The organism is Streptomyces sp. B3I8, assembly GCF_030816915.1.
GTDB lineage: Bacteria > Actinomycetota > Actinomycetes > Streptomycetales > Streptomycetaceae > Streptomyces.
On record NZ_JAUSYN010000002.1, the window covers coordinates 3,070,642 to 3,091,913 of the forward strand.

The window sequence follows — 21,272 nt, forward strand, 5'->3', positions numbered from 1 at the left end:
ACCGCATCTTTGTCCACAGGCTGTGGACAAAGATGGCGCGGCGGCCGGCGGCGCGCTGCCGCCCGCCACGAGCGCGGGGCCGCGCGCCGCCGTCCGGCTCCGGCGTGCCCGCCCGCTCCTCGCGGGTCCCCTCGTCCGCGGGGTTCCCGCGCCCCGTCGGAGCCCGACGCCGAACGCGATCCGCACTCGCCGAGGTGCTCCGTCACCGGCACCCTCGCCGTCCCCTCGCGGCGAATCGCTCATCACAAGCGTGATCAAACGGACACCTTCCGTCAACACCCCGTTAACGAATAGTCCGTTATGCCCTTTTTATCGCTCCGCGCATGGAGGCACACCCCGGCGCATGCCGCTTCCGCCCGCGTCCAGGAAGGGCGCCCGTGCGACCGCACGCCCAGGCGCGCGCGTCCCTGTCGCGCCCCCTTCGCGCCCCAGGGGCTGGCGTACGGCGCCGTGTCGTTGGACCGCCTCGTGGAGGAAGTCCCCGTGGGCCGTCGTCGTCGTGTCCGCGCGGGCGTCGGGGGGGCCGGCCGTGCCGCGGTCCATCTCGCACCAGATGCGCTTGCCGCCGCCCTCGCGGGTCCAGCCCCAGCGGTCCGCGAGGCCGTCGACGAGGGCGAGGCCGCGGCCGCCGGTGGCGTCACCGTCGGCGCGTCTCGGCGCCGGCGCCCGGTCGCAGGAGTCGGCCACCTCCAGCCGTACCGTCCCCGCCGGTCCGCCGCCGGCGTCTTCGCACACGCCCGTCAGCAACAGCCGCAGCACCGCCGGACACCCGGTGTGCACCACGGCGTTCGTGACGAGTTCGGAGACGAGCAGCACCAACGTCTCGGCCACGGGCTCGTCGGCACTTATGCCCGACCCCGCGAGCCGCGAACGGGCCCACCTCCGGGCCCGCCCCACCTCAGCGGGGTCGGGCCGGATCTCCATCTGCACTTGAAGCACCTGCACCGCTCACACCATCCGAACCGGCGGACACATCGCCTCGCGCCCCACGGGCGCCACGGTCGTGGTCATCCTCCGCACGTACTGAACCGGGATCACGGAACGTGATTCCCCTGCACGGCAGCATGGTTGACGTACAGTCACCTCAACAAGCGCTTCGGGCATATTCCAGCGCGAAGGAGTACGCGTACGGCATACTGTGCGACGCCTGCTCCGGTGAGTCGAACAAGCAGTGGCGACGGTCCACCCTGCCCTGCGAGCGGCGCACATCGCGGGATACGGCGCCTTTCGCGGCGCCGCACCACCCTGGCCCGGCCTCTGCACCACTCGCATCCACCACAAGGTACCGGAGACACCCGTCGACGACGGTCCGTGACGAGTCGGCGGCGGGACGCGGCCCCGCCTCCACTCTCCGTCACCGCGCGACGGTCACTCCGGGACGGTCACTCCGGGACGGTGAAGTAGCGGGCGAAGGCCGTGACGACGTCCGGCTCGGCGATCCGGCCGTCCGCGTCGGTGTCCAGGGCACCCGCCGACGCCGCGGCGACGTTCTCCGGGGCGCCGAGCACCCTCAGCGCCCGCACGATCTCCTCGACCGTGGCCGTGCCGTCCCCGTCGCCGTCCACCACGGCGAACGCCGCGTGCAGGAAAGGCCTGGCGATCTCGGCGAACCGCCCGGGGTTGTCCCGCAGCCGTTTGACCGCGCCGCCGACGAACTCCTCGCGCGTGATGCGCTGGTCACCGTCCCGGTCCGCCATCGCGGCCATGCCCTGCCAGAAGGCCTCGGCCCCCGCGTAGAGGGACTGGCCCTTGTCGCAGCGGGCCGTGGTGCCGAACTCCGCGAGCAGTGCCTTGGCCGCCGCGCTGAAGTCCTCGCGGTCGATCCAGCCGTTGCCGTCCTGGTCGAAGCCGGCGAACCGGGCCGCGATCCTGCGTTCGTAATCGGTGCTGACCATGTACCTCGCGCCGCCTCACATGACGTCGGGTCCTTCTCGCCCGGAGCGTACGACGCCGGGGCGCCCGGCGGAGCGGGAGAATCGCGCTTGTGCCGGGACCGGGGGAGTTCCGCGACAAGTCCGGGGAAAACCAGCACACACGTGTGACATGCACCCCGGGGCGCGTCGCGTGGGTGTCCCGGGCCGAGCGCGGGTGCTTCGGGCCGAGCGCGGATGCCTCACGCCGGGAGCGGGTCGGCGTCGTTCATGAGCGCGAGGGTGACGTCCGGGTACACGTCGAACAGGCGGCGCACGCCGAGCGCGGCGAGCACCCGGTTGACGTGCGAGCCCTCCTCGGTGCCGTGCGCGGGCAGGATCAGCCGCAGTTGGCCGCGGCAGGAGCGGATCAGGCGGCGGGCGGCGATGAGCACGCCGACGCCGCTGGAGTCGCAGAAGAAGACTCCGGAGAGGTCGAGGACGAGTCGGTGCCGGCCGTCCGCCACGACGTCGTGCACGCGCCCGCGCAGCGTCGGCGCGGTCACCAGGTCCAGTTCCCCCGACACACGGAGCACGGCCCAGTCACCGTGTCCGGCCTCCGCCACTGTGAGCGCCACCGCCAACGCCTCTCGTCCGCCCGCCCGTCCACCGACCGCAGGAACCACCGCCCCGGCCCGAACCCCCCAACCGGAACTCGCCCCTACGCTTTTCGTCGGCGCGCCTTCCCCGTCGCCTCACCATGAAACACCTGTCCTCGATCCAATGCCTGTGGTATATGAGCCATTCCAAACAAGTTCGGTCGACTACGGTCGACTTCGAGCGGAGTTGATCTCACCTCGATCTCCGGATGATCTCCCTTACCACCCGATGTCGGCCGGGGGCGCGCATTGTCACAAAGGGGCGTGCGCCGTCGGACATGCCGACTACATTCGAGAAAGCCTTGGGCACAGGCTGGAACGAGAACACGGGCAGGCAGCGCCGGGGAGCGGGAAGGGGGAGGAACCGCATGGCGACGAAGGACGCGCCGCCCCGCTGGGACCGGCGGATGCAGCAGCGGCTCGCCCACGGCGAGGCGGCGGCGCTCGGCGAGCTCTACGACCGGTTCGCCACCCTCGTGCACGGGCTGGCCCACCGCGTCCTCGGGGACGACCGCGCCGCGGACACCCTCACGCGCGAGGTGTTCGTCCACCTCTGGGAGCACCCGGACACCTACGACCCCAAGCAGGGGCCCCTGCGGTCCTGGGTCGCGGCGGTCACCCACCGGCTGGCGGTGCAGCGGCTGCGCGCGGACGGCGTCCGCTCCGGTGCGGGGGCGGACGGCACGGCACGGACGGACGGCACGGCGAGGGCGGACCTGGAGCGCACCGTGCGCCGCGCGTCCGTCGCCGCCCGTGCCGACTACATCGTCACCTCCCTGCCGGCCCCGCTGAAGGCCGCTCTGGAGCGGGCCTACTTCCAGCGCCGGGACTACCGCCAGACCGCCGCCGACCTCGGCATCACGGAGGACGAGGCACGCCACCGGCTGCGGCTCGGCCTGCAGTTGCTGGCCACGGCCCACGACACCGGCGCGCGCGGCGGAGCCGACCACCCCGGCGGATCCGGCGACGGCGCCCCGGAGCCGGGGGGTCCGGTGTGAACGACGGTCCCGGGAACACCGGAAACCCCGGACACCTCGGGGAGTCGCGGGAGCACGACGGACAGAACCGCGGGCAGAACCGTGGAAAGGGCCTCGGGCAGGACCTCGGACAGGACCGCGGGCCACGCGTCCCGCCGCCGCGCACGTCCGTGGAGGCCGGCGGCGGGACCCTGCCGCCGGCCACGCGCCCGCCCGCCGTGCCCGCGCTGGAGCACCGGGTGCTGATGTCGCTGCTCGGCGCCTGGGCGCTGGCCGCCTGCTCGCCGGAGGAGACGGCGGCCGTGGAGGAGCACCTGGGCGACTGCGGCCCCTGCGCCGAGGAGGCCCTGCGGCTGCGCGACGCCGTCGGACTGCTGCACCCGCCCGAGAGCCTCGACCTCGACCCCGGGCTGCGCACCCGCGTCCTGGACACCTGCCTCGAACGACGCCGGCCGCGCATCCCGGTGCCCGCCTGGGCGGCGCCGTACGACGCGGAGACGGCTCGCCTGGACGCCCTGTTGCAGGACATCGGCGACGCGGAGTGGCACGCGCCGGTGCGACTGCGCTGGTTCGACGGACGGGGACCCGCCGACCGCCGTACGACAGTCGCCGGCGTCCTCACCCATCTGCGGTGCGTGGACGGGCTGGTGGCGTCCGCGCTCGGTCTGGACGATCCGCTCGCCGAGGCGGCCGGCCCGGACGGGAACCCGTACGGGCACGGCTCCCCCGGCATCGTCGAGAACTCCCCCGCCGGGCGGACCGAGGCGTACTGGCGGGCCGCGCGGGTGCCGCCCACCCGGGCGGTCCGCGGGCCCTGGCGGGAACAGAGCCGTGCCGTCGTGCGGACGGCCGCCTTCGCGGGCGGCGGCAGCGGGGACCTCACCGTGTCCTACGGCGAATACGCACTGCCCTTGCGGGACGCCATGGTGGACCGGGCCTTCGAGTGCTGGGTGCACGCGGACGACATCGCGGAGGCGGTCGACTACCCCTACGAGCCGCCCGCGCCGCGCCATCTGCACGGGATGTTCGACCTGGCGGCACGGATGCTGCCGCTGTCGCTGGCCGCCCGTCGGCGCGCGGGTCTCGCGGAGCCGGCGCCCCGGGGGCGGCACCTGGTGGCGGCGGGCGCGCCGGGCCGGAGCCTGCGGCTGGAGATCGAGGGGCTGGGCGGCGGTGAGTGGCTGATCCCCCTCGACTCGCCCGGCGCGGCGGCGTCGTTGGACCACGCGGTGGCCCACATCGCCCTGGACGGCGTCGAGTTCTGCCGGCTGGCCGCGGGCCACGTCCCTCCGGCCGAGGCGGCCGCGGGACACTCGGGCGACCGGACGGCCATCAAGGAGGTCCTGCTGGCCACCGCCTCACTCAGCCGCTTGTGACCCGCGGAGGCGCCCCCGCCGGGGGCGCCTCGGGCGAGGAACGACCATGCGCGGAGCGGCTGCGCGAAGCGCGGCTACGCGAAGATGACCGTCCGGTGGCCGTTCAGCAGGATGCGGCGTTCCGCGTGCCACTTGACCGCGCGGGACAGCGCCTGGCACTCCACGTCCCGGCCCACCGCCACCAGCTGGTCCGGCGTCACGTCGTGGCCCACCCGCTCGACCTCCTGCTCGATGATCGGCCCCTCGTCGAGGTCCGCCGTGACGTAGTGCGCCGTCGCGCCGATCAGCTTCACGCCCCGCGCGTGCGCCTGGTGGTACGGCTTCGCGCCCTTGAAGCTCGGCAGGAACGAGTGGTGGATGTTGATGATCCGGCCGCTCAGTTGCTTGCACAGGTCGTCGGAGAGCACCTGCATGTAACGGGCGAGCACCACCAGCTCCACCTCGGCCTCCCGCACGATCTCCAGCAGCCGCGCCTCCGCGTCCGCCTTCGTGTCCCGCGTCACCGGCACATGGTGGAAGGGGACCCCGTACGACGCCACGAGCTCGGCGAAGTCGGTGTGGTTGGAGACGACGGCCGCGATCTCGACCGGCAGCGCCCCGGTCCGCGCACGGAACAGCAGATCGTTCAGGCAGTGCCCGAACCTGCTGACCATGAGGACGACGCGCATCTTCTCGTCGGCCCGGTGGATCTGCCACTCCATGTGGAAGGAGTCCCCGATCGCCGCGAAGCTCGCCCGCAGCTTCTCCGACGTCACCGACGGCTCCGCCGAGAAGTGGACCCGCATGAAGAACAGTCCCGTGTCCTGGTCGCCGAACTGCTGGCTGTCCACGATGTTGCAGCCGGTCATGAACAGATAGCTGGACACCGCGTGCACGATGCCCTGCTTGTCCGGGCAGGAGAGGGTGAGCACGTACTGCTCACCGGCGCCGACGTCTCGCGTGGACTGCTCAGTCATGCAGCACAGGGTCGCACACCGCAGCCGACGGTCTACAACCGTCCCACGGTCCGGAACCGGCCGGGAGTCCCGCGCCCGCCGGCCGCCACCGCTCGGGGCGGCGCTCAGGCCGACCGCGTGACGATCCGCAGCACCTCCAGCGAGCGCGGGGGCGCGTCCGGGTCCTCCTCGTCCGCCGTCGCGAGCCGGACGTGCGCCTCCCGGGCCGCCCGCACCGCGTCCGGCCAGGACTCGTGTTCGAGGTACGTGGAGACCGGCGCGTCGGGCCCGACCTGGTGCATGATCCGCAGCACCCGCAGCACCGCGGTGTCCACCAGCGCCGCCTCCTGCGCGTCACGGAAGATCGTGCCGACGTACTTCTCGGCCGACCAGTTGTCCAGCCAGGTGTCCTCCACCAGCCGGTACACGGCGTCGGTCACGTCCCCGTACCCTTCGGTACCCGCGAGCCAGACGTCCCGCTGGAAGGCCGGGTCGGAAAGCATGTGCAGCGCCGAACGCACGTTGCTGCGCCAGCGCCACCACGGCATGTCGTTGAGGGGCATGGCGCCCATGGTGGACGAGCGACGCCCGCGACGGGAAGGGTTCTCCGGAGCTTGCACGGTCATCGATCGTACGTTCCGCCCGCCGGAGTGATCACCGGCCCCCGCAATTCACCTCTTCGTCACCCTGTGTTGCCCCTCGCTCACTGCGCAGTTGAGGAGGTGAGGGAATCGTGCGGACCCATGACCGGCAGGCGACGCACCTCCACGACCACGCCCCGCATCCCGCGCACCGCGCGCACTTCCCGCACCCGCTTCCACCGCCCCCTGCGGACCGTCCTGCTGTCCGCGGGCGCGCTCGCCGTCTGCGGGGCCGTGGCCGTCGGCTGCGGTGCGGTCCCCGGTGTCACGGGCGGTGGCGGCGGCACCGTGACCGTCATGACCTGGGCGCCCCAGGACACCTCCGCCACCAACAAGCCCGGCATGCCGGCGATGGCGCAGGCCTACGCGCACTGGGTCAACGCCCACGGCGGCCTGCGCGGCCGCACGTTGAAGGTGCTGGTCTGCAACGACCGCAACACCTCGGCGGGCGCCGCCGCGTGCGCGCGCCGCGCGGCCGACGCGCACGTGGCCGCCGTCGTCGGCTCCTACAGCCAGCACAGCGACGCCTTCCTCGGCCCACTGGAGTCGGCGGGCATCCCCTACCTCGGCGGCTACGGCCTGACCCAGGAGGAGTTCGAGAGCCCGCTGTCGTACCCGGTCAACGGCGGGGACCCGGCACTGCTGGCCGGGCTCGGCGAGGAACTGGGCCGGAGCTGCGGCCGGGTGGCGCTGGTACGGCCCGACACGATCGCCGGCGACGAACTGGCCGTGCCCTTCAACGCGGGCCTGAACGCCTCCGGCCACGCCGCCGCGACGGACGTACGGGCCGCCGAGGGCGCCACCGCGTACGACGACCAGGCGGAGCAGGCGCTGAGGACGGTCACCGGCGGCACGCGGGGAGCCGGGGGAACAGGGGGAACCGGAGGGACCACGGGCACGTCGGGCACCACGGGCACGTCCGGCACCACCACGTCCACGTCCCTGAAGGGCTGTGTCGTCCCGGTGCTCGGCGAGCGCACGGGCACGTTCGTGGACTCCTTCCGCCGGATCCGCGCGGACTACCCCGCGGTCCGCACGGCCTCGGTCCTCGGCAGCGTCGACCAGTCGGTGGTCGACGCTGCCGGCGGCGCCTCCGGCGCGTACGAGGGGGCGTACGCGACCAGTTGGTATCCGGTGGCCAGTGATGCCCGCTGGAACACCATGAAGAAGGTCGTCAAGGAGCACGCCTTCGGCGACAACCGGATCGACCCCGCCGACGCGGGCGTCCAGACCACCTGGCTCGCGTACACGGCCTTCCGCGAGGCCGTACGGTCCCTCGGCGACGGCGAGGTGACCGCCCGCGCGGTGCGGCACGCCCTGGACGGCGGCCTGAAGATCACCACCGGCGGCCTCACGCCCACCCTGAGCTGGCGCTTCGAGGACCTGGCCGCGGTGATCGACCACCCCCGGCTGGTCAACGCCGACGTCACCTACCAGGTGGTGCGCGAGGGACGGCTGGTCTCGGCCCGCAAGGGCTTCGTCGACGTCACGAAGACGCTGGAGACCCCCACGTCGTTGTAGAAATCCCGCAGAAGTCCCCGGGCCGGGCTCAGAGCTGGGTGGGCTGGCGCTGGGTCAGCCCGTACTTGCTCGCGATGGCGTTCCACAGCGTGGCCGCCTTCTTCTTCGACTCCGTGGCCGTGCCGCTCGCGGTGTTGCCCGCCGCGGTCTGCCCGGTGGTACGGGCGTGGCCCTTCTTGCAGATCTTCTTGCCCTTGGCCTGGTCGGCCCAGGCGGCGTAGTGGTTGTCGGCGGAGGCGGAGGCCTGCCAGGCGGCGGTGAGCGAGGCCGTCAGCGCGGCGTGGTCGGGGAGCTTGTCGACGGGGAGCCCGGACAGCTTCGTCACCAGGCCGCTGCGCTGCTTGGCCGCGTCGCGCAGGTCGGTGGCCGCCTGGTCGAGGTTCTTGCACACCCGTACGTTCGCCACGGCGCCGATCACGCTCTGCCGGCTGTTGCCGCTCTGGGCGAGCAGCTTGTCCAGCCCCTCGGCCTGCGCCTTCGCCGGATCGGCGGCGGGCGCGGAGGAGTCGGCGGTGGCGGGGCCGGTCGCCGACACGGTCTTGCTGTCGTCCTTGCCCGCGTCGCCGCCGCCTCCGCCGAGCAGTGCGCCGGCGCCGATCCCGAGGACCACGATGCCGACGCCGACGGCGGCGATCAGCGGCACACGGGACCCGGAACGGCCGCCACGGCCGCCGCCGCCACCCTCGTCGCCACCGCGACGGGCGCCCGCGCGGCCGCCGCCCGGAGGCGGTACGGAGACGGCCTCACCGATCTGCGGCAGCTGCTGGGTGGCCGGGGCGGGGCCGCCCTCGGCACGGAACAGGTTGTCGAACTCGGCCGGCGGGGCGGGCTGCGCGGGAGCGCCGCCCGGGACCGGCGGAAGGTACTGGGTGGCCTGCGCGTCCGGCCCGGCGGCGGGCGGCATCGGCCCCGCTCCGGAACCCACCGGCGGGATGTACTGGGTGGCGCCCTCGTCCGCGACCGGCGGGATGTACTGGGTCGCACCCTCGTCCGCGACCGGGGGTATGTACTGCGTCGCACCCTCGTCCGCGGCGGGCAGCGGCGCGGACGGGAAACCACCCGAGGCACCCGAGGAGCCCGAAGGACCCAGGGCATACGGGTCGTGCTGCGCGGCCGGGGGCAGCGGCGCGGAGTAACCGCCCGTGGCGCCCTGGTGGGTTCGACCGCCGTGCCCGCCGTATCCGTCGTGCGCGGGTGCGCCCCCCGCGGGCCCCTGTGCGCTCTCCGGGGGCAGCTGTGCGCCGCCCCACTGCGGTCCGGGGGCCTCGCCCCAGCCGGGGGCCGGGGGCGGTGCGGGGGCGGCCTGCTGGTCCGGGCCCCAGGGCCCGCCCCAGGACTGGCCGCTCGCGGGGACCGGCGGCTCGCCCTGGCTGCCCGGAAGCAGGGGGGCACCACCGTCGGAGGGCAGCACGATGCCCTCCCGCGCGGGTCGCGCCGAGGGCTCCCCACCCTGTCCACTCTGCGTCACCGGGACTCCTCCGACTGGGCCACCACGACAAACAACGGCTCACGCTACCGGTTCTTTGCGAGGCCATGCCATGCGGAGTGGCTCCGGCGGGCGTGCGGGGCCCGAGCGACCGTCACGGGGCCCGGTGACGGGGCCCCGACGACGGGCCGCCGGCCGACGGCCGGTGCGGATCGTTCGCGCGGTCGCCGGAGCCCCTCGGCGCGGGGGCGCCGCCCGCCGCCGGGACCGCACAGACCCGCGCGACCAGCCACGAAGGGCCCCACCCGCCCACGCACCGACCCGGCCCGTGCTCCCGGACGCCCCTCCCCCGCACCCCGGCTCCCCTCCCCCGGAGGGCGGAGCCCCCGGGGGAGGGGAGGGGCGGGAAGGGCCGGCGGAAGCGAGATACCTCACGCCGCGCGGAGTTCCAGCCGGGCCCCGAACTCCCGTACCACCGCCTCCTCCCCGAACGGCTCCAGCCTCTGCTGGAAGTCCTCCAGGTACTCGGCCCCCCGGTTCGAGCGCAGCCCGCCGAGCAGCTCCACCGCCTTCATCCCGGTGTGCACCGCCTGCTCGACCTCCCGTTTCTGCACCTGCGCCGTCGCCAGCAGCACGAACCCGATCGCCCGCCGCCGCACCCGCCCTTCCGGATGCCCCGCCAGCGCCTCCCGCGCGCACCGCTCCGCCGCCTCGGCCTGCCCCAGGTCACGGTGGCAGTGCGCCAACTCGTCGGCGAGGTACGCCTCGTCGAAGTGCGCGATCCACACGGGATCGTCCCCGGAACCGGAACCGGAACCGGAACCGGAACTGAACCCGGAACCCGCCCCGGGCCCGGCTCCGGAACCAGAGCCGGCCCCGCCCCCGGGCCCGGACCCCGCCGCCTCCATCGCGGCGACCGCCCGCCCCGCGGCGGCCTGCGCCGCCCGCGCGTCCCCCATCAGCGCGTGCCCCCGCGCCTCGGCCGCGCAGAACATCGACTGCGCCCGCGGCGTCACCTGGCCCCGCGTCCCCTCCTGCGCCGCCCGCGCCAACTGGGCGATCTCGCGGGGGTTTCCGAGCTGCGCCGCCAGGTGGCTCATGGAGGCGGCCAGGACGTATCCCCCGTAGCCCCGGTCCCCCGCGGCCTGCGCGAGCCGCAGTGCCTGGATGTAGTAGCGCTGGGCCAGCCCCGGTTGCCCGGTGTCCACCGCCATGTATCCGGCGAGTTCGGTCAGTCGGGCCACCGCCGCGAACAACTCCCGGCCCACGGAGTCCCGGTAGGACCCGGCGAGCAGCCCGGAGACGACGCTGTTGAGGTAGTGCACGACGACCGGACGCACGTGCCCGCTGCCGTAGGTGTGGTCGAGGTCGACCAGCGCCTGCGTCATCGCCCGCACCGCCGCCACGTCGGACCCGCCGACCCGCGGCCCGCCCGTCCGCCCCACCTGGGCGTCGGGCGTGGAGATCAGCCAGTCGCGGCTGGGCTCGACGAGCGCGGAGGCGGCGACGGAGGACCCGGACAGGAAGTCCCGCCGGCCCACGTCGCTGCGCCACAGCTCGCAGACCTGCTCGATGGCGCCGAGCACCGTCGGCGAGAACTGCAGCCCCACGCCGGACGCCAGGTTCTTGCCGTTGGCCATGCCGATCTCGTCGATCGTGACCGTACGGCCCAGCTTGCGCCCGAGGGCCTCGGCGATGGTCGCCGGGGCGCGTCCGCGCGGCTGCTGTCCGCGCAGCCAACGGGCCACCGACGTCTTGTCGTAGCGCAGATCGAGCCCGTGCTCCGCACCGCACATGTTGACCCGGCGGGCCAGACCGGCGTTGGAGCAGCCCGCTTCCTGGATGAGCGCCTGGAGCCGTTCGTTCGGCTGCCTGGCGACGAGAGGCCTTGCGGCCATGACGAAACCCCCTGTATCTGGCGGCTGCGGTGCCTGCCCACGCACCGTTCGACGAGCTTCGGCGGCCGGCGCCTTCCGTCGGGCACCGCAAGGACCCGGCCTCGAAGATCAATGCCCCGTCCGTCCGCACTGCATGCGCTTCATGCACTAAGTGCAGTTGATGCCGACAATGCGTGACATGCCAGGCTTGCCGGGTAATGGCGACGGCCCGGGCCGTCGTCCCTCCCCACCCGGCCTTCGTGTGCCAGTGAGGGCTACCCGCTCGACGGTGCCGTTCCTCGTACGCGCCCCCGTACATGCATCCGTGCGCCCCGCCGCTCAAAGGGGTGCCCCTCCCCCGCGCACGGGTGGGCGTAACCCCCGGTGACCGCGGGAGTTGTGCTCACCGTGGAAGAGACCATCGCGGGCGCCGATACCGCCCCCATCACAGCTGCCCACGTCCCGCAGCAGCGCGGCGAATCGCTGCCGGAAGCCGCCGTGCGCTACGTCGAGGAACGCCACTGGGACGTGGTCCCGGGCACCTGGCTGGACGTCGTCGACGGGGTGCAGCGCTGTTCCTGCGAGGAACCCGCGTGCGCGGAGCCCGGCGCACATCCGGCACGCGAGGACTGGCCGACGCGGGCCACGGGCAGCGCGACCGTCGCGCGCCGGCTGTGGTCCCGGCAGCCGACGGCGTCGATCCTGCTGCCCACGGGACGCACGTTCGACGCGATCGAGGTGCCGGAGACGGCCGGGTTCCTGGCGCTGGCGCGCATGGAACGGATGGAACTGACGCTCGGACCGGTCACGTTGGCGCCCGACGGCCGGATGCGGTTCTTCGTCCTGCCGGGCGGTGCGGCCAAACTCCCCGAACTGGTACGGAAACTGGGCTGGTCCCCTGCGGCGCTGGACATGGCCGGCCTCGGCGAGGGCGCGTACGTGGCCGCGCCGCCCTCGCGGCTCGGGTCCCGGGGGGCGGTGCAGTGGGCCTGCCGGCCGACCGCGGTGAACCGGTGGCTGCCGGATGTGGAGGAGATGGTCTCCGCCCTCTCGTATGCGTGCGGGCGGGACCGGTGAGTCGCGTGGGCGCGGGGGTACGGGGGGCGTGGCGGGGCCGCGTCCGCCGGGTCGGCCGTCGCTGCCGGGTGCCGGCGCGTGGTGGTTGCTCGCGCCCCGCGGCGGAGCCGCAGTCGGACACAGTCCCGCGCCCTGACGGGGGCGCCCCCTGAGGGCTGTCCCGTGATCCCCGGTGTCGTCGCGCGCCCGCCGGGGATCACGGGGCAGACCTTAGGGTGTCGGCATGAGTGAGGGAGTGGTGGGAGACGGGTCGGGGGCGGGGCCGGCCGTGCGCGTCCAGGGACTGTGGAAGCGGTTCGGGGAGCAGATCGCCGTCGGGGGGATCGATCTCGTGCTGCCCGCCGGGAAGTTCGTCGGGCTCGTCGGGCCCAACGGGGCCGGGAAGACCACCACCCTCTCCATGATCACCGGGCTGCTCCGCCCCGACCGGGGGACCGTCGAGGTCGTCGGGCACGACGTGTGGCGCGACCCGGCGGCCGTCAAGGCCCGCATCGGCGTGCTCCCCGAGGGGCTGCGGCTGTTCGAGCGGCTGTCCGGACGTGAACTCCTGTCCTACACGGGGCGGTTGCGCGGACTGCCCGGCGCCGAGGTCGACAAGCGGGCGGCCCAGCTGCTCGACGTCCTCGACCTCGCCGGCTCCCAGCACAAGCTCGTCGTCGACTACTCGACCGGCATGCGCAAGAAGATCGGTCTCGCCGCGGCCCTCCTGCACAACCCCGAAGTGCTCTTCCTCGACGAGCCGTTCGAGGGCGTCGACCCGGTCTCCACGCAGACCATCCGCGGCGTCCTGGAGCGGTACACCGCCTCCGGCGCCACGGTCGTCTTCTCCTCCCACGTCATGGAGCTCGTCGAGTCCCTGTGCGACTGGGTCGCCGTGCTGGCGGCCGGCCGGATCCGCGCCGCCGGCCCGCTCGCCGAGGTGCGCGGCGAGGCGCCCTCGCTGCAGCAGGCGTTCCTGCGGCTCGTCGGCGCCGACGGCCGGTCCGCCGGGACCGACCTGGACTGGCTCGGCGGCGGCGCCCGATGACCACCACCCCCTCGACCGCGGCCCCCGCCGAGCCGGGCACGGTGGCGCTCACCCCCGTCGTCGTACGGCTGAAGCTGTCTCTGCTGCGCAACGGGCTGCGGCAGTCCGCGGGGCGCCGGGCCGTCTACGTCACCTCCCTCGTCGTCGTCTCGCTGTTCGCCGTGCTCCAGCTCATCGGATTGACCGCGCTGCGCGGCCATGCGCACGCCGACTCCGTCGCCGTCCTGCTGCTCGCCGTGCTGGGCCTGGGCTGGGCGGTGATGCCGCTGTTTTTCCCCGGCGGCGACGAGACCCTCGACCCGACCCGGCTGGTGATGCTGCCGCTGCGGCCCCGCCCGCTGGTCCGGGCCCTGCTGATGGCGTCCCTGGTGGGCATCGGCCCGCTGTTCACGCTGTGCCTGCTGGCGGGCTCGGTGGTCTCCGTGGCGCACGGGGCAGCGGCGTACGTCGTCGGCGTCGTCGCGGTGGTCCTGGGGCTGCTGGTGTGCGTGGCCCTCGCCCGCGCGGTGGCCGCCGCGAACATCCGGCTGCTGACCAGCCGCAAGGGCCGCGATCTCGCGGTGCTCAGCGGGCTGGTGATCGCGGTGGGCGCCCAGTTCGTCAACTTCGGGGCGCAGCGGCTCGGCTCGGCGGGCGGTCTGGAACCGCTCGACCCGGTGGCCGCCGTCCTGCGCTGGGTGCCGCCCGCCGCCGCGATCGGCGCGGTGGACTCGGTGAGCGACGGCGCGTACGGCGTCGCGGCGGCCCAGTTGCTGCTGTCGGCGGCGGTGCTCGCGGGGCTGCTGGCGCTGTGGACGCGGACGCTGACCCGGCTGATGACCGCCCCCGACGCCTCCACCCTGGACGCCGCCGAGCCGAGCGCCCGCGAGAAGGCCGGACGCGCGGGCGGCCCGGCCCGGTGGCTCCCCGCCGGGCGCACCGGCACGGTCGTGGAACGCGGCCTGCGGTATGTGTGGCGGGACCCCAAGACCAAGTCGGCCTGGGCGACCTCCCTGGCCATCGGCCTGATCGTGCCCGTCTTCAACGCCCTCCAGGGCACCGGCTCGGTCTACTTCGCGTGCTTCGCCTCCGGGATGCTCGGCATCCAGATGTACAACCAGTTCGGCCAGGACACCTCCGCGTTCTGGACGGTCGCCATGACGATCTCCTCCCCCCGGGACGCCCTCGCCGAACTGCGCGGCCGGGCCCTGGCGCTGCTGCTGATCACCGTGCCGTACACGACCCTCGTCACCGCCTTGACCACGGCACTGCTCGGCGCCCGGGCGAAGCTGCCGGAGGTGCTGGGGCTGTCGTTCGCGCTGCTGGGGGCGATGCTGGCGACGGGGGCATGGGCGTCGGCGCGGTTCCCGTACTCCATCCCGCAGGAGGGCTACAAGAACGTGGTCCCCGGGCAGGTGGGCGTCGCCTGGGTCTCGATCTTCGGGGGCATGGTCGCGGCGGCGCTGCTGTCCGCGCCGGTCGTCGCGGCCACGATCTGGCTGAACGTGAGCGACGGCGACGACGACTGGGCCTGGCTCCTGCTCCCGGCGGGCGCGGCGTACGGCGCCGGCCTGACGGTGCTGGGTCTGCGTCTGGCGGCCCCGCGCACGGCCGCCCGGCTCCCGGAGATCCTCATGGCCGTGAGCAAGGGCTGAGGAGCCCCCCGCTGTTGTGCCCCGCCCCTGCGCCGGGCCCGTACGCCGAGGGCGCACACCGGTGGCACGGCCGCTCCCCATGAGACCCCTCGTGCAACGATTGCCTCCCACATTGCGGGAACCCGCTGTGTGCTGAGTCACGTTCACGTTGAATGATTGCGAGCAACGAACCAACGCGCCCGCAGACGCGGTCGCGGCCGGCAGGGGGTCCAGGTGAGTGCTTCCCGGCATAGTGGGACCACCGACGAGCTGGGGCCCGACGAGCCCGAGCCCACCGGTCATGGCGGCGGTCCCCGCCCTCCCGATCACGACGGACCGGACCCCGGGCCCGAATCCCCGGGCCCGGACGGCTCCGACCTGCTCGCCGCCCTCCTGGACGGCATGGACGCCGCCCTGTGCGCCTTCGACGCGGACGGTGTCGTCACCCACTGGAACCGCGAGGCCGAGCGCATCCTGGGCTGGACGGCGGCCGAGGCCGTCGGCCGGCAGGGCTTCGCCGGCTGGGCGGCGCGCAGCGCCGACGCCGAGGAGGTCGAGCGGCGGCTGATGTCCGCGATGCGCGCGCCCGGCCGCCAGGTGCACGAGTTCGCGCTGGTCACCAAGGACGGCGGCCGGGTCCTCGTCCGCACCCAGTCCGCCGCCGTACGGGGCCCGGACGGCACGCCCGCCGGCGTGTACTGCGCGTTCAGCGAGGTGCACACGCAGATCGACCTGGAGCGGTCCATCGCGCTGAGCGAGGCGCTGCTGGAGGACGCCGGCTGGGGCGTGGTCCTCGTCGACGCCGATCTGCGGCCCGCCGTCGTCAACACGCACGCCGCCCGGCTGCTGGGCGTCGGCCGCACCTCGGTGCTCGGCCGGCCGCTGGGCGAGCTGCTCGCGCAGGGCGTGGAGGAGCTGGAGAGCGCGCTGGCCCACGTGCTCGGCGAGGGCGCGCCGCCCGCGCCCGCCGACATGTGGGTGAGCATACGGACCCCGGAGGGCGAGCAGCGGCGCTGCTGGCGCAACGGCTTCCTGCGGCTGGCCTCGCCGCTCGCCGAGGAGCCGGTGCCACTGGGGGTCGGCTGGCTGTTCCAGGACGTCACCGAGGCGCGGCAGCGCGAGCAGGAGGCGTCGCAGACCCGGTTCCGGGCCAACCAGTCGCACCGTGCGGCGCGGACCGCCGCGGAGTGCGAGGACCCGTGGGAGGCGGCCACCGTCCACCTGGACTTCGCCCTCGCCGGCTTCGCCGACCACGCGTTGATCGACCGCGTCGCCGGCGGCCCGGCGGCCGACGACCCCGAGGTGCCGGTGCGGCTGGTCCGGGCCGCGTCGACCCCGTCGGGCACCCCCGGTCCCAGCGTCCTCGCGGGCGCGGCCGGGCTGCCGATGCACTATGGGGAGACGCATCCGGCGGTGCAGTGCGCGGAGCGGAACGGCTCGGTGCGGGCGAGCGCCGGCCGGGCCGACGCGGAACGGGCCCGCGAGTGGGCCCGCTCCAGGCAGTGGCCGCAGGACACGGTGCACGCACTGTGCGCGGTGCTGCGCAACCGGGGGCGCACGCTCGGCGTGGTGACGTTCCTGCGCTCCGGTGCCCGCGCCCCCTTCGAGCGCCCCGACGCCCTCTACGCGGAGGACGTGGCGGCCCGCATCGCCCTGTGCCTGGACCTGGCGACGACGACGGACGAACGCAAGCCGGACTGACGGGGCGGGCGGGGCCCGATCCGGCCGCCCCACGCCTCCCCGCCCGGCCGGGCGCCCGCCGGGGAACCCTGCTGCCGCGCCCTACCGCGTCCCCGCCCGGTCGGCCGGGATGTCCTCGTATCCCGGCACCTCGTGCGGGCTCCTCGGCGCCGGGCCGACGTAGCGGGCCGACGGACGGACCAGGCGGCCGGTGCGCTTCTGCTCCAGGATGTGCGCCGACCAGCCGGCCGTGCGGGCGCACGTGAACATCGACGTGAACATGTGCGCCGGGACCTCCGCGAAGTCCAGCATGATCGCGGCCCAGAACTCCACGTTCGTGGCCAGCACCCGGTCGGGGCGGCGGTTGTGCAGTTCCTCCAGGGCCGCCTTCTCCAGCGCCTCGGCGACCTCGAACCGGGGCGCCCCCAGCTCCCGCGCCGTCCGCCGCAGCACCCGGGCGCGCGGGTCCTCCGCCCGGTACACCCGGTGCCCGAAGCCCATCAGGCGCTCGCCGCGGTCGAGGGCGCGCTTGACGTAGCCGACGGCGTCGCCGGTGCGTTCGATCTCCTCGATCATGCCGAGGACCCGCGAGGGCGCCCCTCCGTGCAGCGGACCCGACATGGCCCCGACCGCGCCGGACAGCGCGGCGGCCACGTCGGCGCCGGTGGAGGCGATGACGCGGGCGGTGAACGTGGAGGCGTTCATGCCGTGCTCGGCGGCCGAGCTCCAGTACGCGTCGACGGCGGCCACGTGCTTGGGGTCCGGCTCGCCGCGCCAGCGGATCATGAACCGCTCGGTGATCGAGTGCGCCTTGTCGATCTCCCGCTGCGGCACCATCGGCCTGCCCTGGCCGCGCGCGGACTGGGCGACGTACGACAGCGCCATCACGGCGGCGCGGGCGAGGTCCTCGCGCGCCTGATCGGCGTCGATGTCGAGCAGCGGCTTGAGCCCCCACACCGGTGCCAGCATGGCCAGCGCGGACTGCACGTCCACCCGGATGTCACCGGAGTGCACGGGGATCGGGAACGGCTCGGCGGGCGGCAGACCGGGGTTGAAGGCGCCGTCGACGAGCAGGCCCCAGACGTTCCCGAAGGACACCTGGCCGACCAGTTCCTCGATGTCGACACCGCGGTACCGGAGCGCCCCGCCCTCCTTGTCCGGCTCGGCGATCTCCGTCTCGAACGCGACGACTCCTTCGAGCCCGGGTACGAAGTCGGACATGAGGCGGCTCCTCGGTCTGTGCGGACAGGAAGCAGCACGATAGTCCCAGAGTGCCACCTTTGGGGAGTGGTCGCGGCACTGGGTGCCAAGGAGGTGACGGAACCCACCGCACCCCCTCGGACGACCGCCTCCGTACGGCAGGATGACCACGTGAGCGACCGCATCCCGGACGAACCCGTGAGTGAACCCCCTGGCGAACCCCTGTCCGAACCCCCCGCCGAACCCCCCGTGGAACCCCTCGTCGAGCGCGCCGCCGCCGAGGCGGAACGGAAGGCCGGGAACGAGGAGCCGTCCGGCCCCGCCGCCCCCGCCGATCCCGCCGCGATGCGGGCCCACTACCGCGCCGAGGGACTCGACGAGACAGAGCTCGCGGCCCACCCCATGGACCAGTTCGACCGCTGGTTCGCCCAGGCGGCACGGGCGGCCGTGCGGGGCATGCTCTACGAACCCAACGCCATGGTGGTCTCCACCGCCGACGCCGAGGGCCGCCCCAGCTCCCGCACGGTCCTGATGAAGGGCTACGACACCCACGGCTTCGTCTTCTACACCAACTACGACTCCCGCAAGGGCCGTGAGCTGGCCGCCAACCCACATGTCTCGCTGCTGTTCCCCTGGCACCCGGTGGCCCGCCAGGTGATCGTCACCGGCACCGCGCACCGCACCGGCCGCGACGAGACCGCCGCCTACTTCCGCACCCGCCCGCACGGCTCACGCCTCGGCGCCTGGGCGAGCGCCCAGTCCACGGTGATCCCCTCCCGCACGGTCCTGGAGACGGCGTACGAGGATCTGGGTGCCCGCTATCCGGAGGGCGAGCAGGTCCCGGTGCCGCCGTACTGGGGCGGCTTCCGCGTCGTCCCGCACACGGTCGAGTTCTGGCAGGGCCGCGCCAACCGCCTCCACGACCGCCTCCGCTACACAGCGGCTGCGGACGGCACCTGGCACGTGGAGCGGCTGAGCCCCTGAGGTCCTGCCGGCCGCCGGAGAACGCGGACGGCCCGTGGGCTCAGGTCCTCGTCTGACGACGAGAAGCCGGCCGGACGTACCGGCGAGCCCACGGGCCGGGTGACTGCTTGGATTGGGCCGGTCGCGCGCCTCACACACGCGCTGGTCCGGCGCCGAACCGAGTACGACGGCGGGCCACTAGCCCGCAGTCACCTCACGCGTCCGGTGTGCATACATCTGCCGAACCACCTCCCTCCTGTGTACCCACCACACTAGGAACCGTCCGCGTCACGTTCAACCGCTTTTTTTCCCGGCGACTCAACAGTCCCCGTCGGCGCGGGTCAGTGCCGGTAGAAGATGCGGTCGGCGTACGTGTCGAAGACGTGGTCGTTCCATTCGAGGCCGCCGTCGACGTTGCCGGAGCGGAGCATGGGCGGGGTGAGGCCGCGGTCGGCGAGGGTGCCGGCGGCCGTGGCGATCATCGCCTGCATCAGCGCGCTGGTGACCACCGTGGAGGCGGGGGCGAAGGGGGCGTCGATGCCGTCCTGGGTCAGGACGGTGTCGCCGAGCGGGATGCGCGAGTCGAGGACGACGTCGCAGTGGTCCTTGAGGAACGTCCCGGAGGGGTTGCGGGGGGTGGTCTGCTCCGCGTACGCCACCGAGGTCACGCCGATGACCTTCACGCCGCGCGCGCGGGCGTGGGTCGCCATCTCGACGGGGAGGGCGTTGCGGCCGGAGAGGGAGATGATCACCAGCAGGTCGCCGGCGCGCAGGGGGCCGACGTCGAGCACGGCGGCGGCGAGGCCGTCGACGCGTTCCAGCGCCGAGCCCAGCGTCGCGGGCAGCACGTCGACGCCCGTCACCCCGGGCACGGTGAGCAGGTTCATCAGGGCCAGCCCGCCGGCCCGGTAGACGACGTCCTGCGCGGCCAGCGAGGAGTGCCCGGCGCCGAAGGCGAAGAGGCGGCCGCCGGCGACGACGGTGTCGGCGATCAGCTCGCCGGCCGCGGCGATCTCGTCGGTGTCCTCGTCCCGCACCTGCCGCAGCAGTTCGATCGCGGCGTCGAGGAACCGCTCGCCCGGCCCGTCCACGCCCCCCGTCCCCTGGCTCATCGGCGACGCCCCTCACCTTCGTGACGATCAGTTCGGCGGCCGGTCCCCGCGGGGCCCGGCCATGTCGCGGATCACGGTGCGGTCCGGACCAAGGCCGTGTCAATACGGCGGCCACGGCGGGGCCCGCGTACGACCGTTCCTCCGGTAAGGCCCGGTTGTCGGTGCGATGCGCAAGAATTGGGTCCAGGGCCAGCGCAACGCCGGTGAGGCGGCCGAGCCTCCGGCAGATCTCAATCGAGGGGCACGTATGTCCGGACTGATCGACACCACGGAGATGTATCTCCGCACCATCCTCGAGCTCGAGGAAGAAGGCGTCGTGCCCATGCGCGCCCGTATCGCCGAGCGGCTCGACCAGAGCGGGCCGACGGTCAGCCAGACGGTGGCGCGCATGGAGCGCGACGGGCTGGTGTCCGTCGCGCCCGACCGGCACCTGGAGTTCACCGACGAGGGGCGCCGCCTGGCCACGCGTGTCATGCGCAAGCACCGGCTCGCGGAGTGCCTGCTCGTCGACGTGATCGGGCTGGAGTGGGAGCAGGTGCACGCGGAGGCCTGCCGCTGGGAGCACGTGATGAGCGAGGCGGTCGAGCGCCGCGTGCTGGAGCTGCTGCGGCACCCCACCGAGTCGCCGTACGGCAACCCGATCCCGGGTCTGGAGGAGCTGGGCGAGAAGGACGGCACGGTTCCGTTCCTGGACGAGGGCATGGTCTCGCTCGCCGACCTCGACCCGGGGCTGGAGGGCAAGACGGTGGTCGTACGGCGCATCGGCGAGCCGATCCAGACGGACGCGCAGCTCATGTACACGCTGCGCCGGGCGGGCGTGCAGCCCGGCTCGGTGGTCAGCGTGACGGAGTCCGCCGGTGGTGTCCTGGTCGGCAGCAGTGGGGAGGCGGCCGAACTGGAGTCGGAGATCGCCTCGCACGTCTTCGTGGCCAAGCGCTGACGGGGTGGCCCCGAGCACGCCGTACGGGACGGCGCGGCGGACCGCGTCACCCGGGCGCGGCGGTGCGGCGGGAGCGCGGGCGTTCCGCGCCGGGTGACCGATCGCCCGCCCCCGCGCACTTTCTGTGCGCCGAATGGCAGCGCGAACCCGGTTCCCGTGCCACGCTGTCGGGTGAGGCATATGACCTGAGGGGCTCTGAGGCCGGCACGGACGACGAGGGCCGTGCGACCGGGGAGGGGAGCGGGACGATGTGCCGCAGCCGTGGACATGGAGAGGGCCCCGGCGCCCTATGGCGCCGGGGCCTGTCCTCCCCTGTGCTGACCCGGAGCCCCGAGCTCCCAGGGTCATCCCCCTCGGACCGTTTTTCCCCGAGCGGTCCGCCCGATGAAGATCTCCCC

General features: G+C 73.9%; 16 protein-coding genes and 3 pseudogenes. 9 read left to right on the forward strand and 10 right to left on the reverse strand.

Annotated features, from left to right (window positions below; all coding sequences use genetic code 11):
- Nucleotides 1–459: 459 nt before the first annotated feature.
- The 3 genes and pseudogenes from QFZ64_RS15615 to QFZ64_RS15625 all read right to left on the reverse strand — a co-directional run.
- Nucleotides 460–930 (reverse strand): annotated as a pseudogene (locus QFZ64_RS15615) (ATP-binding protein); the annotation flags it as partial.
- 452 nt (nucleotides 931–1,382) lie between these two features.
- A complete protein-coding gene (locus QFZ64_RS15620) occupies nucleotides 1,383–1,895 on the reverse strand; it encodes an EF-hand domain-containing protein (RefSeq protein ID WP_307066139.1) in 513 nt (170 codons plus the stop codon).
- Nucleotides 1,896–2,113: 218 nt separating this feature from the next.
- Nucleotides 2,114–2,488 carry an STAS domain-containing protein gene (locus tag QFZ64_RS15625; protein WP_307066141.1) on the reverse strand — a complete coding sequence of 125 codons (375 nt, stop codon included), beginning with the start codon at nucleotides 2,486–2,488 and terminating at the stop codon, nucleotides 2,114–2,116.
- A 389-nt stretch (nucleotides 2,489–2,877) separates the two neighbouring features.
- On the opposite strand from QFZ64_RS15625, the gene QFZ64_RS15630 reads away from it, so the two are divergent.
- Nucleotides 2,878–3,507, forward strand: coding sequence for a sigma-70 family RNA polymerase sigma factor (locus tag QFZ64_RS15630; protein WP_307066144.1), 630 nt, complete (start codon nucleotides 2,878–2,880; stop codon nucleotides 3,505–3,507).
- Nucleotides 3,504–4,862, forward strand: coding sequence for a zf-HC2 domain-containing protein (locus QFZ64_RS15635; protein ID WP_307066146.1), 1,359 nt, complete (start codon nucleotides 3,504–3,506; stop codon nucleotides 4,860–4,862). Before QFZ64_RS15630 ends, QFZ64_RS15635 begins: the two co-directional genes overlap by 4 nt.
- Before the next feature lie 74 nt (nucleotides 4,863–4,936).
- Here QFZ64_RS15635 and purU read toward each other — a convergent pair whose 3' ends face one another.
- The gene (gene purU / locus QFZ64_RS15640; protein ID WP_307066149.1) at nucleotides 4,937–5,818 is read right to left on the reverse strand and encodes a formyltetrahydrofolate deformylase; all 882 of its coding nucleotides are present in this window, start codon (nucleotides 5,816–5,818) and stop codon (nucleotides 4,937–4,939) included.
- Nucleotides 5,819–5,922: 104 nt separating this feature from the next.
- Entirely contained in the window at nucleotides 5,923–6,423 is a 501-nt protein-coding gene (locus QFZ64_RS15645; RefSeq protein ID WP_307066151.1) for a hypothetical protein, read from the reverse strand.
- A 117-nt stretch (nucleotides 6,424–6,540) separates the two neighbouring features.
- On the opposite strand from QFZ64_RS15645, the gene QFZ64_RS15650 reads away from it, so the two are divergent.
- Nucleotides 6,541–7,959, forward strand: a complete 1,419-nt coding sequence (locus QFZ64_RS15650; RefSeq protein WP_307066153.1) for an ABC transporter substrate-binding protein — start codon at nucleotides 6,541–6,543, stop codon at nucleotides 7,957–7,959.
- A 28-nt stretch (nucleotides 7,960–7,987) separates the two neighbouring features.
- Here the strand turns inward: QFZ64_RS15650 and QFZ64_RS15655 are convergent, their stop codons facing one another.
- The 3 genes and pseudogenes from QFZ64_RS15655 to QFZ64_RS15660 all read right to left on the reverse strand — a co-directional run.
- Complete coding sequence (locus tag QFZ64_RS15655) at nucleotides 7,988–9,427, reverse strand: hypothetical protein (RefSeq protein WP_307066155.1); 1,440 nt, start codon at nucleotides 9,425–9,427, stop codon at nucleotides 7,988–7,990.
- 389 nt (nucleotides 9,428–9,816) lie between these two features.
- Nucleotides 9,817–10,191, reverse strand: a pseudogene (locus QFZ64_RS35355) (transcriptional regulator); the annotation flags it as partial.
- Nucleotides 10,192–10,281: 90 nt separating this feature from the next.
- Nucleotides 10,282–11,283, reverse strand: a pseudogene (locus tag QFZ64_RS15660) (transcriptional regulator); the annotation flags it as partial.
- 387 nt (nucleotides 11,284–11,670) lie between these two features.
- Here QFZ64_RS15660 and QFZ64_RS15665 point away from each other — a divergent pair.
- The 4 genes from QFZ64_RS15665 (at nucleotide 11,671) to QFZ64_RS15680 (ending at nucleotide 16,680) form a co-directional block, all read left to right on the forward strand.
- Nucleotides 11,671–12,339 carry a bifunctional DNA primase/polymerase gene (locus QFZ64_RS15665; protein WP_307066159.1) on the forward strand — a complete coding sequence of 223 codons (669 nt, stop codon included), beginning with the start codon at nucleotides 11,671–11,673 and terminating at the stop codon, nucleotides 12,337–12,339.
- A gap of 223 nt (nucleotides 12,340–12,562) precedes the next feature.
- Nucleotides 12,563–13,366 (forward strand): ABC transporter ATP-binding protein, encoded by an 804-nt coding sequence (locus QFZ64_RS15670; protein ID WP_307066162.1) that lies wholly within the window; start codon nucleotides 12,563–12,565, stop codon nucleotides 13,364–13,366.
- Nucleotides 13,363–15,000, forward strand: coding sequence for a transporter (locus QFZ64_RS15675; RefSeq protein ID WP_307066164.1), 1,638 nt, complete (start codon nucleotides 13,363–13,365; stop codon nucleotides 14,998–15,000). Before QFZ64_RS15670 ends, QFZ64_RS15675 begins: the two co-directional genes overlap by 4 nt.
- 213 nt (nucleotides 15,001–15,213) lie before the next feature.
- On the forward strand, nucleotides 15,214–16,680 hold the full coding sequence (locus tag QFZ64_RS15680) for a PAS domain-containing protein (RefSeq protein ID WP_307066167.1): 1,467 nt from the start codon (nucleotides 15,214–15,216) through the stop codon (nucleotides 16,678–16,680).
- An 81-nt stretch (nucleotides 16,681–16,761) separates the two neighbouring features.
- Here QFZ64_RS15680 and QFZ64_RS15685 read toward each other — a convergent pair whose 3' ends face one another.
- On the reverse strand, nucleotides 16,762–17,880 hold the full coding sequence (locus tag QFZ64_RS15685; protein ID WP_307066169.1) for a citrate synthase 2: 1,119 nt from the start codon (nucleotides 17,878–17,880) through the stop codon (nucleotides 16,762–16,764).
- A gap of 324 nt (nucleotides 17,881–18,204) precedes the next feature.
- Here QFZ64_RS15685 and pdxH point away from each other — a divergent pair, with 324 nt between their 5' ends.
- Nucleotides 18,205–18,843, forward strand: coding sequence for a pyridoxamine 5'-phosphate oxidase (gene pdxH, locus QFZ64_RS15690; RefSeq protein ID WP_307071718.1), 639 nt, complete (start codon nucleotides 18,205–18,207; stop codon nucleotides 18,841–18,843).
- A gap of 320 nt (nucleotides 18,844–19,163) precedes the next feature.
- On the opposite strand, the gene QFZ64_RS15695 is transcribed toward pdxH, so the two are convergent.
- The gene (locus tag QFZ64_RS15695; protein ID WP_307066171.1) at nucleotides 19,164–19,934 is read right to left on the reverse strand and encodes an SIS domain-containing protein; all 771 of its coding nucleotides are present in this window, start codon (nucleotides 19,932–19,934) and stop codon (nucleotides 19,164–19,166) included.
- Nucleotides 19,935–20,181: 247 nt separating this feature from the next.
- On the opposite strand from QFZ64_RS15695, the gene QFZ64_RS15700 reads away from it, so the two are divergent.
- Nucleotides 20,182–20,874, forward strand: a complete 693-nt coding sequence (locus tag QFZ64_RS15700) for a metal-dependent transcriptional regulator (RefSeq protein WP_307066174.1) — start codon at nucleotides 20,182–20,184, stop codon at nucleotides 20,872–20,874.
- The last annotated feature ends 398 nt before the right edge of the window (nucleotides 20,875–21,272 follow it).

Excerpts from the sequence above, each read along its gene's own strand:
- QFZ64_RS15645 (WP_307066151.1), bottom strand. The coding sequence starts at position 6,423 with ATGACCGTGCAAGCTCCGGAGAACCCTTCCCGTCGCGGGCGTCGCTCG.
- QFZ64_RS15685 (WP_307066169.1), bottom strand. The coding sequence starts at position 17,880 with ATGTCCGACTTCGTACCCGGGCTCGAAGGAGTCGTCGCGTTCGAGACG.
- pdxH (WP_307071718.1), top strand. The coding sequence starts at position 18,205 with ATGCGGGCCCACTACCGCGCCGAGGGACTCGACGAGACAGAGCTCGCG.
- QFZ64_RS15700 (WP_307066174.1), top strand. The coding sequence starts at position 20,182 with ATGTCCGGACTGATCGACACCACGGAGATGTATCTCCGCACCATCCTC.
- QFZ64_RS15670 (WP_307066162.1), top strand. The coding sequence starts at position 12,563 with ATGAGTGAGGGAGTGGTGGGAGACGGGTCGGGGGCGGGGCCGGCCGTG.
- QFZ64_RS15695 (WP_307066171.1), bottom strand. The coding sequence starts at position 19,934 with ATGAGCCAGGGGACGGGGGGCGTGGACGGGCCGGGCGAGCGGTTCCTC.
- QFZ64_RS15620 (WP_307066139.1), bottom strand. The coding sequence starts at position 1,895 with ATGGTCAGCACCGATTACGAACGCAGGATCGCGGCCCGGTTCGCCGGC.
- QFZ64_RS15630 (WP_307066144.1), top strand. The coding sequence starts at position 2,878 with ATGGCGACGAAGGACGCGCCGCCCCGCTGGGACCGGCGGATGCAGCAG.
- QFZ64_RS15650 (WP_307066153.1), top strand. The coding sequence starts at position 6,541 with ATGACCGGCAGGCGACGCACCTCCACGACCACGCCCCGCATCCCGCGC.
- purU (WP_307066149.1), bottom strand. The coding sequence starts at position 5,818 with ATGACTGAGCAGTCCACGCGAGACGTCGGCGCCGGTGAGCAGTACGTG.
- QFZ64_RS15675 (WP_307066164.1), top strand. The coding sequence starts at position 13,363 with ATGACCACCACCCCCTCGACCGCGGCCCCCGCCGAGCCGGGCACGGTG.